Source organism: Chryseobacterium sp. AG844, from assembly GCF_003182335.1.
Taxonomy (GTDB): Bacteria; Bacteroidota; Bacteroidia; order Flavobacteriales; family Weeksellaceae; genus Chryseobacterium; species Chryseobacterium cupriresistens.
The window spans coordinates 31,892-47,907 of the sequence record NZ_QGTV01000031.1 but is presented as its reverse complement, the minus strand read 5'-3'; the positions used below and the strand labels follow the sequence as shown (position 1 = coordinate 47,907).

The 16,016-nt window shown below is 37.4% G+C and carries 12 protein-coding genes; 6 read left to right on the top strand and 6 right to left on the bottom strand.

The genetic code is table 11. The features are described 5' to 3' along the window. Positions 1-1,005: 1,005 nt before the first annotated feature. Positions 1,006-3,873, top strand: a complete 2,868-nt coding sequence (locus tag DEU40_RS21155; RefSeq protein ID WP_110011683.1) for a M16 family metallopeptidase — start codon at positions 1,006-1,008, stop codon at positions 3,871-3,873. Positions 3,874-3,995: 122 nt separating this feature from the next. On the opposite strand, the gene DEU40_RS21150 is transcribed toward DEU40_RS21155, so the two are convergent. The 3 genes from DEU40_RS21150 to DEU40_RS21140 form a co-directional block, all read right to left on the bottom strand. Beyond that, entirely contained in the window at positions 3,996-5,072 is a 1,077-nt protein-coding gene (locus DEU40_RS21150; protein ID WP_110011682.1) for a GNAT family N-acetyltransferase, read from the bottom strand. Then, the gene (locus DEU40_RS21145; protein WP_110011681.1) at positions 5,069-6,067 is read right to left on the bottom strand and encodes a polysaccharide deacetylase family protein; all 999 of its coding nucleotides are present in this window, start codon (positions 6,065-6,067) and stop codon (positions 5,069-5,071) included. The genes DEU40_RS21150 and DEU40_RS21145 overlap by 4 nt, the downstream gene beginning before the upstream one ends. Before the next feature lie 71 nt (positions 6,068-6,138). Then, on the bottom strand, positions 6,139-8,277 hold the full coding sequence (locus DEU40_RS21140) for a S46 family peptidase (RefSeq protein ID WP_110011686.1): 2,139 nt from the start codon (positions 8,275-8,277) through the stop codon (positions 6,139-6,141). A 419-nt stretch (positions 8,278-8,696) separates the two neighbouring features. On the opposite strand from DEU40_RS21140, the gene DEU40_RS21135 reads away from it, so the two are divergent. Then, positions 8,697-9,182, top strand: a complete 486-nt coding sequence (locus tag DEU40_RS21135) for a copper resistance protein NlpE (RefSeq protein ID WP_228406596.1) — start codon at positions 8,697-8,699, stop codon at positions 9,180-9,182. 42 nt (positions 9,183-9,224) lie between these two features. On the opposite strand, the gene DEU40_RS21130 is transcribed toward DEU40_RS21135, so the two are convergent. Next, positions 9,225-9,872 (bottom strand): MgtC/SapB family protein, encoded by a 648-nt coding sequence (locus DEU40_RS21130; protein WP_110011680.1) that lies wholly within the window; start codon positions 9,870-9,872, stop codon positions 9,225-9,227. Positions 9,873-10,094: 222 nt separating this feature from the next. Here DEU40_RS21130 and DEU40_RS21125 point away from each other — a divergent pair, with 222 nt between their 5' ends. The 4 genes from DEU40_RS21125 (at position 10,095) to DEU40_RS21110 (ending at position 12,562) form a co-directional block, all read left to right on the top strand. Further along, on the top strand, positions 10,095-10,493 hold the full coding sequence (locus DEU40_RS21125; protein WP_110011679.1) for an immunity 22 family protein: 399 nt from the start codon (positions 10,095-10,097) through the stop codon (positions 10,491-10,493). 137 nt (positions 10,494-10,630) lie between these two features. After that, positions 10,631-11,365, top strand: coding sequence for a protein phosphatase 2C domain-containing protein (locus DEU40_RS21120; protein WP_110011678.1), 735 nt, complete (start codon positions 10,631-10,633; stop codon positions 11,363-11,365). An 18-nt stretch (positions 11,366-11,383) separates the two neighbouring features. Beyond that, positions 11,384-11,839, top strand: coding sequence for a hypothetical protein (locus DEU40_RS22555; RefSeq protein ID WP_181398014.1), 456 nt, complete (start codon positions 11,384-11,386; stop codon positions 11,837-11,839). A gap of 12 nt (positions 11,840-11,851) precedes the next feature. Continuing rightward, a complete protein-coding gene (locus DEU40_RS21110; protein WP_110011677.1) occupies positions 11,852-12,562 on the top strand; it encodes a hypothetical protein in 711 nt (236 codons plus the stop codon). Between the two features lie 75 nt (positions 12,563-12,637). Here DEU40_RS21110 and polA read toward each other — a convergent pair whose 3' ends face one another. Both polA and tssD read right to left on the bottom strand, forming a co-directional pair. After that, the gene (gene polA / locus DEU40_RS21105) at positions 12,638-15,472 is read right to left on the bottom strand and encodes a DNA polymerase I (RefSeq protein ID WP_110011676.1); all 2,835 of its coding nucleotides are present in this window, start codon (positions 15,470-15,472) and stop codon (positions 12,638-12,640) included. 158 nt (positions 15,473-15,630) lie between these two features. Next, positions 15,631-16,016 (bottom strand): type VI secretion system tube protein TssD (gene tssD, locus DEU40_RS21100; RefSeq protein ID WP_110011675.1); only part of this gene is annotated, 386 nt, incomplete at its 5' end.

Here is a 16,016-nt window from a genome sequence, read left to right as displayed (position 1 = left end):
CTTCCTACAACGCAAAACAAGTTTATTGAACATAAATTTTACATTACAGTGATATTTGTTCCTAAAGAACTGGGTAGCAGGGGGAAAAATTTTAAACATTTGTTTGGAGAATCGGGGTGAGAGCGTGGGAGTGTGGGAGTGTGGGAGAGTTTGAGGGTTTGAGGGTTTGAGGGGAGAGAGGGATGATTCGGGATGCGGAATGCGGGGTTTGGGGTACTATGATCAAATAAGGTATATATTTATATAATAGAGAGACCAGGCTAGAGAGCTGACTTTCTTCAACGAAACTAAAGAGTATATTTATATATAATATAGAACAATAAGATTTAACTCCTGTACCCGTAATTAATTATAATGCTTCGACTCAGCTCAGCATGACATGACTAATACTAACTGCTAAAAGACCTCAGATATTATCCTGCCAACTTACAAGCGCTCTTGTAAAGAATTTGGATTCCTGCAGAATGATACAATGGAAATAGGGATTTACACTCAATAATATGTTTCCATAGAATTCTGCAATATGAAAATTCAAACCAATATTCCTTTTATATCTGGAAACCCGAACCTCGAAACTCAATAACCAGAACCTCATCATTCATCATTCATCATTCATCATTCATCATTAACCACTTATCATTAACGACTCCTACCCTAGCCCTGATAGAAATGGTTACCCCGCAGCTTGCGTCGGAGGGTCGGTTTTAGGTGTGGAGCCCTTCGGCTTCGCTCAGGGTGACAGCGTTGGAGTGCACGGGCGCGAGGAGTAGGAATGGATAGCAGGAAATAGCTCCTTATAAAGTTCGAGAGTTGGAGAGTTGGGAATATGAAATTATAGTGATTGTATATAATGGTATACGGGATTGACAAACAGTTTCTGTAGAATGATTCACCTTCTCAACTGTAATAATAGATGTAATAATGATAAAAAGAGGCTAACATTTTTTTTGATTCCTTACATTTGTAGTGCATTCCGGTTTCTAAGGGATGAAATGAGTTTTATATATGACAGACAGAAAATATAAGGAAACGGTACATACAGATAACAACCAATACGACTATATTACGGTAACCCATGACGAAAATAACGTCAGAATCTATACTTTGAAAAATGGATTAAAGGTTTTTCTTGCTCAGAATTTTGATGCCCCAAGAATACAAACCTTCATTCCGGTAAGAACAGGAAGTAATAATGATCCGGCTGATAATACAGGGCTGGCACATTATCTTGAGCATATGATGTTTAAAGGAACTTCAAAAATCGGAACCCAGAACTGGGAAAAGGAAAAAGAACTTCTTGATCAGATCTCGGCTTTATATGAAGAACATAAAGCAGAACAGAATCCTGAAAAGAAAAGGAAAATCTACAAAAAGATTGATGAAGTTTCCCAGGAAGCCAGCCAATATGCCATTGCCAATGAATATGATAAAGCGATTTCTTCTCTGGGAGCCAGTGGTACCAATGCGCATACCTGGTTTGATGAAACGGTTTACAAAAACAATATTCCGAATAACGAACTTGAAAAATGGCTGAAAATAGAGAAGGAAAGGTTCTCTGAAATTGTACTTCGTCTTTTCCATACTGAGCTTGAATCGGTGTATGAGGAGTTCAACAGGGCGCAGGACAATGATACAAGACTTGTGAACTACGAACTGATGGATGCTCTTTTTCCCACTCATCCAAATGGACAGCAAACGACCCTGGGAAAACCGGAACACCTGAAAAATCCATCGATGAAAGCTATTCACAAGTATTTTGATGAATATTATGTTCCCAATAATTATGCTATGGTATTGGTTGGGGATCTTGATTTCGATGAAACGATCCAATTAGTTGATCAGTATTTCGGGACTTTACCTTATAAAGAGCTTCCTGCAAAAACACCCATTACTGAACAGCCTATTACAGAAGTTGTAGCCAGAACAGTAAAAAGCCCTACTACTCCACGTACTCAGCTTGCATGGAGAACAGATAGCTATGGAACAAGAGAAGCAATGCTGGCTGATATAGTTGCCAATATTCTCAGCAACAGAGGAGAAGCCGGATTATTGGATTTACACATTAACCAGACGCAGAAGATGCTTTGGGCTCAAGCCTTTTCTGTAGGACTAAGACAGTATGGATATTTCTCCATTGTTGCGGTTCCTAAGGAAACACAGACTCTGGAGGAAGCAAAGAATATGGTATTGGATGAAATTGAACTGATCAAGAAAGGAGATTTTCCGGACTGGATGCTGCCAGCCATCATCAATGATTTCAAACTTCAGAGAATGAAAGGTCTTGAAACTGCCGAAGGTCTCGCCACCAATCTTTACGATTCTTATATAAAAGGAAGAACCTGGGAAGAGGAACTGAATGAAATGGATGAGTATGCCTCTTTCACCAAAGATGACGTAGTGAATTTTGCCAATGAGTTTTTCAAAGAAAACTATGTGGTGGTCAATAAAGAAAAAGGGGTAAACGACAAACTGATCAGAGTTGAGAATCCAGGTATCACTCCTGTTAAGATCAACCGTGATACACAATCTGAATTTTTGAAAGAGATTCTGGCGGATAAAACGGAGGATATCAAGCCTGAATTTATTGATTATCAAAAAGAAATCGTTACAGATGAGCGTAACGGAAAGAAATTAAGTTTCGTAAAGAATAAATACAACGATATTGCTCAGCTGCACTTTATTTTTCCTTTAGGAAGTGATCATGACAGAGATTTAGGGATTTCAACTCAGCTTCTGCAGTATTTGGGAACAGATACTTTTTCACCGGAGGATTTAAAAAAGGAATTTTTCAAAATCGGAATCAGCAATGATTTTAAGACAACGAACAATCAGCTGACCATCTCGCTGAGCGGACTGGAAGAAAATATAGAAAAAGGAATTGCCCTTCTGCAGCATTGGATGCGCAATGTGCAGCCTGATCAGGAAATCTATAATCAGTTTGTGGGAACAGTACTGGAAAACCGCCAGGCCATGAAGAAAGATAAAAACCGTATTATAACGGCCCTGAACAATTATACAAAGCTGGGCAGCAACTCACGTTTTACGGATGTTATTTCTAAGGAAGAGCTTGAAAACAGCAGTGCTGAAGTTTTTACAGACAGAATGAAAAAGCTTTTCCAATATCCTTACCAGGTATTTTTCTATGGTAAAAATTTTGAAACCTTTAAAGAATACATTGTGGAATACATAGAACCTGAAAGCCTTCAGATACCGGAAGCCAAACTGTATCCGGAACCGGCAACCGGAGGAAACGTGTATTTCATCAACTATGATATGGTTCAGATGGAAATGAGCAAGATTGGTAAAGGAAACGAGGTGAACCCGCTTCATTTTGGAAAGATCAATGTTTTCAATGAATATTTCGGAAGAGGATTATCTTCCATTGTTTTCCAGGAGATGCGGGAAAGTAAAAGTCTTGCCTACTCTGCTTATGTTTCTTATGCCGCGAACTCGGAACTGAACCATCCCAATTATGTAACGACCTATATCGGAACCCAGCCTGACAAGCTTATGATCGCTGTAGATACCCTGAATGAACTGATGAACGAGCTTCCGGAAGTTCCTATTCAGTTTGAGAATGCCAGAAATGCAGCTTTGAAACAGATTGCTTCAACAAGGGTTACCCGAAACAATATATTCTTCAATACCTTAAGACTGCAGAAATTAAATATCTATCATGATTTCAGAAAAGATATTTATGAACAGATCCAGCACTTGGCATTTGAGGATATCAAGCATTTTTATCAGACAGAAGTCAAATCAATACATTTTAACACCGCTATTATCGGCAAAAAAGAGAATCTTGATATGGAAGCTGTCAACAAAATGGGGATATTTAAAGAAGTAAGTCTGAAAGATATTTTTGGACATTAAAAAACAAACCGCCTGATCATTCTATCGGGCGGTTTGTTTTTTTATAAGTAATGAATGATAATTGATCACGTGTAGCTCATCCTTCATCATTCATCATTCATCATTCATCATTCATCATTCTATTACGTCATCATGCAATCTCCGTCACCATCCTGATAGTTTGGGTTAAAATGACCGGGAAGCAATTCCAAAAGATTTTTATGAAACAGGTACTCCCTTTTAAAATCACGTTCATAGATAGGGGAAAATACTTTTGACTGTTGTATTTCCCTGTTTAGTACGGTTTGATAAGAAGTAAAGCCTTTTACTTTATGACTCACGATGAAATACTGTAAAAACCGGATAACCTCATCGAAATTACCGTCCGTAAAAAGGTAAGGTATTTTAAGATAGCCATCACGGAGCTGCAGCAGAAAACAGGATGTAATCTTGTTATTTTTATTTAAAATTTTGATCCAGAAATATTTAAAGCTGTCGGCAAAACTTGAAAACAGGTATTTTTCATCTTTTTTGCCTTCCAAAACCCAGGGATTTTCTATAAAAGAATTGATTTCGTCTGCATTGCGCATCCCGGGAAACCTATTCATAAAATCTGCACTTTCTTTGTCGATGTGATCCAGAACTTCATATTTAAAATCTGGTTTTGGTGCGGCCAGGTTCTTTATTGAGATCACTCCATTGGCAGCAGCATCCAGAATTTGAAAAAGAGGTTTCAACGGTTGTGTTTCCGGTTTCTTTTCAGGAATCATTTTAGCGGCATCGGTTCTGAAGTAGTAGCGTTTGCCTTCTTTGGGAAAAACATAGTCAAAAACACCCATAATATTGTAGAGTGCTTCTGCTTCTTTGGTAAATTCTGTAATGGCAATCCGGCCTTCGTATTCTTCAAAAACTTTTTTCAGCAATGCTTTCGCCGGTCTTTTTTTTCTGTATTCCGGGTTTACATACAGGGTACTGAGCCAGGCATAGCGGATTTCTTTTCCATCAATGATAAAACAATCCGGAAAACATCCCACATAACCGATCAGTTTTTCTTCATAAAAAGCAAGAATAAGAAGTGTATCTTCGTCTGCTGCTTTTGGATTCTGAATATGAGACAGCGCACGGTGTCTGGTAACCGGAAGAAAATCATACTGCCGGAAAGCTCCGGAGGATATAAAATCTTCCAGTTCTTTTCTATTGAATGTTTTCAGCGTTATCATTTTCTCACAATCGTATTTTTATTCATCAGGCTTTTCAATCTGAAATAAGCTGTTTCTTTTTTCAATATCCTAGCTCCACTCTCTCCCATTTCCATAGGAATTCTTTGAAAGTTTCTCTTCACACTGTCCAGTTTTATACCGGCACACCCAAAGCTGCAGTAGATCTCTTCATTTTTATAAAGTTCATCAAAAAAATCTTTCTTTACTTCAAAATCGGTAAACGGGAATGCAAAACTTTCGTACAAAAAACCATTTTCTTTTAAATAGGCAAAGGTTCTGTCAGTTGTTGTCATCTGTTCTTTCAAAGACAAATCGTCATATTTGGGATGATCCCAGCTGTGCGAAGAGATTCCGAATCCTTTTCGGGTAAGTTCTTTTAATTGATCCGTACTTAAATAAGGTTGGTACTGTTTTGAATAGGCCTTAAAATCTACCTCAAGTTTTTCACCAAGCTGATTCAGAATATCTTTTTCCTGATAATTTATGGATAAAATTTTCTTTTGTAAAACCCTTCTATCCATATTTTTCAACGACAGGATAAAATAAATTTCGGGATCTATGGTTTTTATTTTTTCAACAGCATCTGCAAGCAGGCTTGCCTTACATCTGAACATCATCTCTTTATTATCAATGAAAGCAGGATTGATAAAATTACAGGCATAAATTCCTTTACGTTCCAAAATGGGAGCCGCAATATCATAAAACTCTCTGAAACCGTCATCAAAAGTTAAAAGGGCAATTTTTTTTGAAGGTTTAAAACTTCCGGCCCTATAATCCTTAAATTCCTGCCAGTTCACAAACTGAAAATTCCTGGCCATATGATCAAGATCTTCTTCAAACTGCTGAGTCGTTTTATAGCGGATCACATGTTTTAAATGAGGAAGTTCTTTGTCGGAAACACTGTGATAAAGTGGCAGACAATAGTCCAGCGGAAATGATTTTCCGATATTCCCAGTTTCAAAAGCTGCCAAAACATTGATGATCCTTTCTTTCATCCTATTGTAAATAAAAAAGAATCTATTCAAAACTCAATTCAAATAGATTCTTAAAGGTATAACTTTTAAAATTATTTTATGATCTTCATTTCATCAACAATCCACTTTGAGTCTGCGAACTTATCAATAATGAAAAGAATATATTTTGTATCTACCATGATGTTTCTGCTGAAACGCGGGTCATAATTGATATCACTCATTGTTCCTTCCCACTGTCTGTCGAAATTCAATCCGACAAGGTTTCCGTTAGCATCAAGAGCCGGGCTTCCCGAGTTTCCTCCGGTTGTATGGTTGGTAGCAGTGAATCCTACTGGAACATCACCCGTTTTATCTTTATAGATTCCGAAATCTTTTTTGTTGTAAAGATCAATCAGTTTCTTTGGAACATCAAATTCATAATCTCCCGGAACGTATTTTTCCATTACCCCTGCAAGGTGAGTCTGGTATCCGTAAGAAACGGCATCTCTAGGAGTGGAACCTTTTACTTTACCGTAAGTTACACGAAGTGTTGAGTTCGCATCCGGGAAGAATTTTCTGTCTTTATCCGTCTGCATCTGCTGCGCCATGAATTTTTTCTGCAGAGCATCAATTTTTGCCTGCATTGAAGTGTATTGCGGATCTGCAGTTTTCATATAGGTTTCCTTCATAGAAACATATAATTGATAAATAGGGTCTTTCTTTAAAGTCCTGATCAGTTTATCCTGATTAGAAAATGCTTTATCAATATCAGCAGTTAAAGTTCCTCCGTTTACGGCAGTTCTTCCTGTAATGACAGAGTTTTTAGACATGTCTTCTACAACAGGAATATTAGCGTTCTCATCTTTATATTTGCTGAATCCTGCCGGTAAAAACTGAGATGCCGTTTTATTAACATACAAAGCCAATAGTTTTGCAGTTACTTTTGCATCAAGCTCAGCACTGTAATCTTTATAGAAAGAAGTTAATTTCGTTTTCAGCTTTGAAAGTTCTTTTTCATCCATTCTTCCTGCTTCTACAGACGCAACGAAATCATAATAATCACCAGCTAATTTCAAAGTCTCCGCATTTTTGATTACTTCTGTATAGTAAGCGTTGTTTAATGCATAAGGAGCCTGATCGTTGTACAGTTTATTCAGCTGATCCAAAGTATTTTTGATCTCAGGATTTTTAGCGACCAAAGAACCTTCATACATTACTTTCTTTTCTACAGCATTGGATTTTTTCAATCCTTCTACTTCACCGATCCATTTTTTCCAGTAGTTGGCTACTGAAGCATATTTTGAAGCATATTTGATACGGGTTTCATTGTCAACACGCATTTTTTCGTCCAACGTTTTCAGAGCCACATCGCGTACCGCAATTCTTGCAGGGTCAATATCTTTCATGATCTTCTCTACAGCGATTGCAGGAAGGTATTCTGTAGTTCTTCCCGGGAATCCGAAAACAAAAGTAAAATCGTTCTCGTTTTTATCTTTGATAGAAACCGGTAAATAGTGCTTTGGAACGTAAGGCACATTGTCTTTTGAATATTCTGCAGGTTTGTTGTTCTTGTCTGCATAAATCCTGAACATCGAGAAATCTCCGGTGTGTCTCGGCCAAACCCAGTTGTCTGTATCGCTTCCGAATTTACCGATGCTTTGAGGAGGAGCTCCTACAAGACGGATATCTTTATACGTTTCGATGGTATAAGCATAGTATTTGTTTCCATAATACATTGGTTTTACCATGATCGACTGGTAAGATTCAATTTTTTGAGAGTTTTTATACACCTCAATATTGTTGTTGATCTTTTTAGTAAGTTCAGGTTCTGTAAGATTGTCCGTACCTTCTAAAATAGGATCAGTAACTTCTTTTATATCTACAATAAAATCTACTTTTACTCCTGGGTTAGGAAGTTCACCATCTGTATTTTTTGCCCAGAATCCGTTTGAAAGAAGATCATTCTGAACGGTAGAGTGTGACTGAATCTGCCCAAAACCACAGTGATGGTTCGTTAAAAGCAATCCTTTAGGCGAAATAATTTCTGCAGTACATCCGCCGTTAAACTGTACAACCGCATCTTTAATGCTTGGTTTCTGAGGATTGAAAATATCTTTTGCAGAAATCTTCATTCCTAAATCCTTCATTTCCTTTTCATTCAGCTCTGTAGGAATCCACATTCCTCCATATTGTTGCGCAAATGCCATTGCAGCTGGCAAAAGAAATACAGATAAAAGTATCTTTTTTGTCATAATCAAAATTTTGCCCCAATTTACAAAGAAAAATATGAACATGCTTTATAAAACGGGGGGAAAAGTTACTAAGAGTTCGTTTTTGAAAATAGAGATCGTCAATAGTGAATTTGCTTCGCAAGTGAATGGTGAATTTTTATAATCAAACAGTAAGTAAATTCATTAAAAATTGACAAGCGAAGCGAATTGGCTATTCACCATTCACAATGCATTCAAAAGTTGAATCGTCAATGGTGAATTTGCTTCGCAAGTGAATGGTGAATTTTTATAATCAAACAATAAGTAAATTCATTAAAAATTGACAAGCGTAGCGAATTGACTATTCACCATTGCTCAATCTGCTGTTCAATGTTCTTCTGGCTCAATTTTTGTTGATTGGAAGTAACTTTATTATTAAAAACATCCTTAAATTAATTATTATGATGAAAAGTAAGATGCTCATGTTGGGAATGGCATCAGCTCTGTTCCTTGCTTCATGTTCTAAAAAAGAAACCACTGAAACAACAGCGACTACAGATTCTGCTACGGCTGTACAACCTGTTGCTGCAGACAGCATCACTAAAGCTACTCCTACAGCTGCTGGTGATACGTCTGAAAATGCTCTGGACTGGGCCGGAACTTATGAAGCAACAGTTCCTTGTGCAGATTGTCCGGGAATCAAGACATCTTTAACATTGAATGATGATAAAACATTCAGTATCACGGAGGAATATCTTGAGAGAAATTCAAAAAATCAGGATAAAGGCTCTTTTGAATGGGATGCTACAGGAAGCATGATTACTTTAAAAGGGAAAACAGCCCAATATAAATATAAAGTGGGTGAGAATATGTTGATCCAACTGGATATGGAGGGAAAAGAGATCAATGGCCCTAACAAAGATCTTTATGTATTTAAGAAAAAATAAAAGTAAAGGCTTCGGCCTTTACTTTTTTTGCTTTTTTACCGTCTAAAACTGATACGCTTTAATTTTCGGATCATCCACCAGACGGCCGATGACTTCCTCATGATGGCTATTTTTTCCGGTAAGCCTCCATATAACGGTAAAGCTTTCCTGGGAATACTGCTGTTTAAGCATCTGATATCTTAAATGATTTTCTTTAAATATATTTTCACAATATTTAATATCCTGCGAGTCTGTTACAGCAATTTTGTATTCCCTTACTTTATTATAATTATCAATAAAATTCTGGAGATAAGTCAGGGCACTTAAAATAAGTAATACCAACGTAGTTCCCAACAATGCAATATAAACATAACCGGAACCTACAGCCATTCCAATAGAAGCAGTTGCCCAGATAGTGGTTGCTGTGGTAATTCCTTCAATTTTATTATCGCCTTTGAAAATGACTCCTGCGCCCAGAAATCCGATTCCTGTAATAATATTGGCGGCAAGACGATCCGGATTTTCCACACCTATTTTTATAGAAAGTATCGTAAAAAGGCAGGCACCGAAGCACACGAGAATAAAGGTCCTGAGACCGGCCGACTTATTACGGTATTCACGTTCAGCACCAATAAACAGTCCTAGAATAACTGAAATAAGGATCAGCAGCAATTCATTTTTAATAAAGTAATGGTCCTGAAGAAAATCCATCTTTTATAATTTAAACAGAGAATAAATTTACAATAAATCCTATTAAGGAACTATCTTTGCTGAGGAGATTTTGCGTTGCTGCCCCAAAAATTTGTTTCACGAAAAACTTTTGTAATGTTGCATTTTGATTGCAGGAATTATCTTGTATCAAAGGGATATTTATCAACGTGGGAAAATATCACTTATTAAAAAAATCAAAAAAAATAATACTTATATACAATTATGGATAAAGAAATTTCACACTTCTGGTTAGGATATTTCAAGAGTGAAGAAGACTTTTACAACTTTGTAGAAGAGGATGAAAATTACTATATAGAGGAAGAAACTGATGATCAGTATGTTTCCAGGTTTGCAGAATCACAGAGCATCAAATGGTTTGATGATGATTTTATAGAATATGGTTTTGAGGATGAAAGCCTCAGTCTTTATGATAAGTTTGCAGAGTATTCTTATGCTGACCAATGGCTTCCGGTTCTGGAAAATAAATTAAACGAACTCAGTCTGGATACGCCCGTAAATGCTATTATTTTCGCCACAAGATTTGTTATTCCTAATCCTGTTTCTGTAGAAAATGATGATTTTTCACTGCATTATATGGGAGAAATAGAATACGATATTTAATAACCAAAGCAAAACTGCTTTCTCAACACCGGCAACAAGTGATTTCATGATACGTGTGATCACTTGTTGCTATTTTATATCTATAATGAGGATGAAATAAGGTTACATTTAAAAAAATAAATCTATTTTAGCATGTAATGAATTTATATTCTACTCTACAAATCGGAGATTATCATATTAACCATTGTGAAGACGATCTTCTCATCAAAAAAATCAGTTCTGATAAGATTTTGTGTGCTGTGATGGATGGATGCTCTACAGCTATGGACAGTCATTTTGCGTCAACACTTACTGGAAAGATTTTACGTAAAATCATTATTGAAAACGGTTACAAGGCTTTATATGAAAAAGGCAGCCAGCAGAGTCTGGAAGAAGAGCTCAAAAAAATCATAAAAGGTTTATTCAATGAACTCAAATTTGTAAAAAATCATCTGATGCTGGACGAAAAAGAGTTGTTATCTACTCTTATAATCCTGATTTACGACATCACAAAGGACGAAGGATTCATCCTAGCCATTGGTGACGGAGTTGTCTGTATCAATGGAAATATCACGGAATTTGACCGTAATAATAGACCGGATTATTTAGCTTATCATCTTTATGAAGACTTTGAAGAATGGTATTCCCGTCAGTCTCAGAAATTATTTTTTGATTGTCTGGATGATGTTTCCATTGCTACTGATGGTATTTTGAGCTTTTCAAAAATTAAAAAAACGAATTCTGAAGAAATGATCAATTTTGCTGAATATTTAATGATAGACCGTCAGAATAGCCAAACTGAAGAAATGCTTAACAGGAAACTAAAGCAGTTGGAACATCAGTACGGAGTAAAACCTACAGATGATTTAGCTATTGTAAGAATGATAAAATAATTCAGATATTTGAACATCATGAAAGAATCCAAACCTCATCAATTCTACTCTTTTCTGAAGAGATGGCTCATTATTACCATCTTTATTTCAGTGGTTACATTCTTACAATTTTACTGGTCAATGGGAACCCTTTCAGAACGTGTTTCAAGCGGCTGTATAGACTGTTCATTTTTTGAAGATGCGGTGTATATATCCCTTATAGCCGGTGGGTTCTTATCAATTGTCTTTTCTCTGCTTTTCTTTGTTAAAAAGATTATCTTCAAGGTTTCAGTCGAATTCCTGTTGCTGATCTTTGTCTGGTTATTTTGGAACTACACCCTATTTGTAGACAGGGAATCTTCCTGGAGTAATTACGACTTCAATTCGGAAATCCAATATACAGTTTCACTTTCCTTTCTTCCTGTTACCGTACTGGGATGTTTGTGTGTCGTAATTTTACATTATCAGGAAATAAAAGCTAGATTTGTATCTTAAAAACAAAAACCATTGAAAAAAATCATTTCCTCTTTACTTTTTGCTTCTTTAATTGCTTATTCATGTAACAAAACCAAAACACAGACTCCGAAAAACTCTTCGGGCATTATAAAAAAGGATACGGCACCAGTTCAGAAGGAGCAGTTGACAGCAGGAAAACAAGTCTCAGATTTTGTATCCAATCCATATGAAATTCAATACGAAACCGAAGGTGATCTCAACCAGGACGGACTTCCTGATAAAGCATTGGTTCTTAGAAAAAAAGACGACACTTTAGCACAGAGAACCATGATAGTCCTTCTAAAGAATCCTGACAAAACATACCGGTTATTTAAAAGTTCTGAAACCGTTCTTCCCGATGAATACAATGAATCTGGCTATAAAATACACGATCCTGAAGACATCAGTATTGAAAAAGGAACATTGGATATCAATCTATATGATATCGGACCTTATGGTAATCAGTTCAGTAAATTCAAATATGTGAATGACGACCTGATTCTTACCTATGTTGAAACGTATAATATGGGTGCGGGTTCCCACTCTGCCCTCTATTATGAGCCTATGAAAGGTAAAGTAACACTGGAAACAGTAAATACCATGGAAGAAGAAATGCCGTCTGAAACTAAAAAAATACAGGTAAAAAAAGAAAGATTCTTATTTGAAAATGTTTCTCCTGATGAAGTTGTCAGCAATGTTTATAATTCTGTAGGACAAGAGTAAGCTGTCCAGTTCTAACAAAATAAAACTTCCGCCTACAAGACGGAAGTTTTTTATTTAAGGTATAATTTTAAGTATTTAATGTGCTTCAAGCCAGTTATTTCCTACTCCAATCTCTACCAATAACGGAACCTGTGTTTTCAGGGCACTTTCCATTTCAGTTTTGATCAGTTTTGAAGCGGCGTCAATCTCGTCTATGGGAGATTCAAACACCAGTTCGTCATGTACCTGAAGAAGCATTTTTGTTGTAAGCTGCTGCTCTTCAAGCTCTCTGGCAATTTTGATCATGGCAATTTTAACAATATCGGCAGCACTTCCCTGAACCGGTGCGTTTACCGCATTTCTTTCTGCATGACCTCTTACCACGAAATTGTTGGAATTGATATCTTTCAGATGGCGCTTTCTTCCCAATATGGTTTCCACATATCCCACCTGGCGTGCTTTGTTCACCTGCTCAGCCATGTACTCCTTCAGTTTCGGATACGTTTCGAAATATGCTTCGATCATCTGTTTGGCTTCTGTACGGGACAATCCGGTTTGTTCTGCCAAAGCAAAAGCTCCTTGTCCGTAGATAATTCCAAAGTTTACAGTTTTAGCCTGGCTTCTCTGGGTTTTGGATACCTCAGCCAAAGGAATTTTAAAGAGTTTTGCCGCTGTGGAAGCGTGAATATCTTCTCCATCCTGGAAGGCTTTGATCATATTATCTTCTCCTGAAATTTCAGCAATTAAACGAAGTTCAATCTGTGAATAATCGGCAGAGATAATCTTTTTTCCTTCTCCGGAAACAAAAGCACCACGAATCTGCTGTCCTCTCAACGTTCGGATCGGAATATTCTGCAGGTTGGGATTTACACTTGCCAAACGGCCTGTAGCTGCTGTAGTCTGTGAGAAGTTGGTGTGTACTCGGTTATCTTTTTTCTCGATCTGTGAAGGCAGAGCGTCTACATAGGTTGATTTTAATTTCTGGTATGTTCTGTATTCCAGGATATGCTTGATGATTTCATGTTTTGAATTCAGCTTCTGAAGCACATCTTCTGATGTTGCATATTGCCCTGTTTTTGTTTTCTTCGCTTTTGGATCGAGCTGTAATTTTTCAAACAGAATCTCTCCCAGCTGCTTCGGTGAATTCATATTGAATTCTTCTCCTGAAAGTTCAAAAATCTTTGTTTCAAGCTGTTTCAGATCATTCTCAAGGTCAACACTTTCCTGCGCCAACCATTTTTCATCCAGAGAAATTCCTGCAAGTTCCATTTTTGCCAGTACTTCCATCAGAGGCATTTCAATGTTAAAGAAAAGCTCTTCCAGGTTCTCCTTTTTCAGCTGTGGTGCGAATAGCTCATACAACTGGAAAGTTACATCTGCATCTTCCGCTGCATAATCTGTTTGTATTCTCAGATCAGCATCTCTGAAATTCCCCTGTTTTTTTCCTTTTTTTCCGATAATGGTTTCAATGGATACCGGTTTATAGTTCAGGTATACTTCTGAGAGATAATCCATCCCGTGTCTTCCGTCCGGGTTCAGGAGGTAGTGGGCGATCATTGTATCAAACATGGCGCCTTTCACGGTGATATCGTATTGTTTTAAAACTTTGTAATCAAATTTAAGGTTGTGCGCTACTTTCAGCAGGTCTTCTTTTTCGAAAAACGGTCTGAAAATCTCCAGGGTCTGCAATACTTCTTCTCTGTTTTCAGAGAGAGGAATGTAGTAGGCAAGCCCTTTTTTATAAGAGAAGCTCATTCCCACCAGTTCTGCTTCCAGTTCGTTTAATGATGTCGTTTCCGTATCGAAACACACCACTTTCTGCTCCAGCAGGTTGTCAACCAGCTTTTTCTGTGCTTTCGGATTATTAATAAACTGATACAGATGATCATTATTCTCAATCGTAGACTTTGTAGAAGTTGCCTGCTCCAGTTCCTCAAAATTAGCAAAAAGATCAAGCTGCATCACCTGCCCTTTTACTTCAGTTCCGGCCGGAGTCTGTTTTACCTCTACTTCACTTACAACCACTGTTTCTACAGCTGCAGGAGCGAAAGCCCTGTAAAGGTTTTCGTATAGTCTTCTGAATTCTATTTCGTCAAAGACCTCTTTTACTTTTTCAAAATCCGGAGTTTCCAGGTCATATTGTTCCTGATGGAATTCTACAGGAGCATCACAGATGATAGTGGCTAATTTTTTAGACATAATACCACGTTCTGCGGAAGCTTCTACTTTTTCTTTCAGTTTTCCTTTCAGTTTATCCGTATTGGCTAGTAAATTTTCAATGCTTCCGAATTCTTTCAGGAATTTCATGGCAGTTTTCTCTCCTACTCCTTCCAATCCAGGAATATTATCTACGGCATCTCCCATCATGGCAAGGAAATCAATCACCTGCTTAGGATCATCAATCTCATATTTTGCCTTTACTTCTTCTACGCCTAAAATTTCAATGTCACCGCCTTTTAAACCTGGCTTATAAATTTTAATTTTATCCGTAACCAGCTGTGCAAAATCTTTATCCGGTGTCACCATGAAGGTGGTGTATCCTTCTTTTTCGGCTTTGCATGCAATAGTCCCAATGACATCATCGGCTTCATATCCTTCCACCCCAAGAATCGGGATGTGCATTGCTTCCAGAATTTTGTGGATATATGGAATTGCAATTTTGATTGCTTCGGGAGTTTCGCTTCTGTTGGCTTTATATTCTGAGAAATCATCAGTTCTTACACTGGCCTGTCCAACATCAAAAACTACTGCCAGGTGTGTTGGTTTTTCTCTTCTGATCAATTCGATGAGAGAATTGGTAAAACCGAAGATGGCAGAAGTATCCAGACCTTTGCTGGTGAGTCTCGGATTTCTGATTAATGCGTAATATCCTCTGAAAATCATCGCATAAGCATCGATGAGAAACAGCCTTTTATCTTGTGTTGCGTCCATATTTTGAATAATGAACAAATATAAGAAAATAGGAGTAAAAGTTGATAGTTTGAGGAAGGGTTTCGGGGTATCGGGATGCGAGGTTCGGGATGGGGTTAAAAAAACAAAACAGCATACCCGAAGGCATACTGTTTCTTTTTTTATTTAAGTTTATGGGATTATTTACCTGAAGAAGGCCATAGTCCTGCGTACTGAGAAGTACCGTAATCAATGGTTTCAGCACTTACTACGAAGCTGATCAGCATACTGTTGCTGTCTACTGCATCGAAATCTACTTCGTGCTGGATAACGTATCCGTTTTCCCATTTCAAAGTGATCAGTGTTCCTTCTTCGTGAGATTTGTTGAAAGTGATCTCTCCTACTGTCGGCTTGTATTTACCGTTTAGTAAGCTTTCAAGGATGTCTGATTTTTCAGTAGCTTCTACTGTCACCTTGATTAATGCATTGGAAGGATCTGATGCTACACGTCCTGAAACGTCTGTAGATCTTGATACGCTGTAGTTCATTTTTAACAGCTTCTGTCCTTCTCCGTTGTTGAATTTTA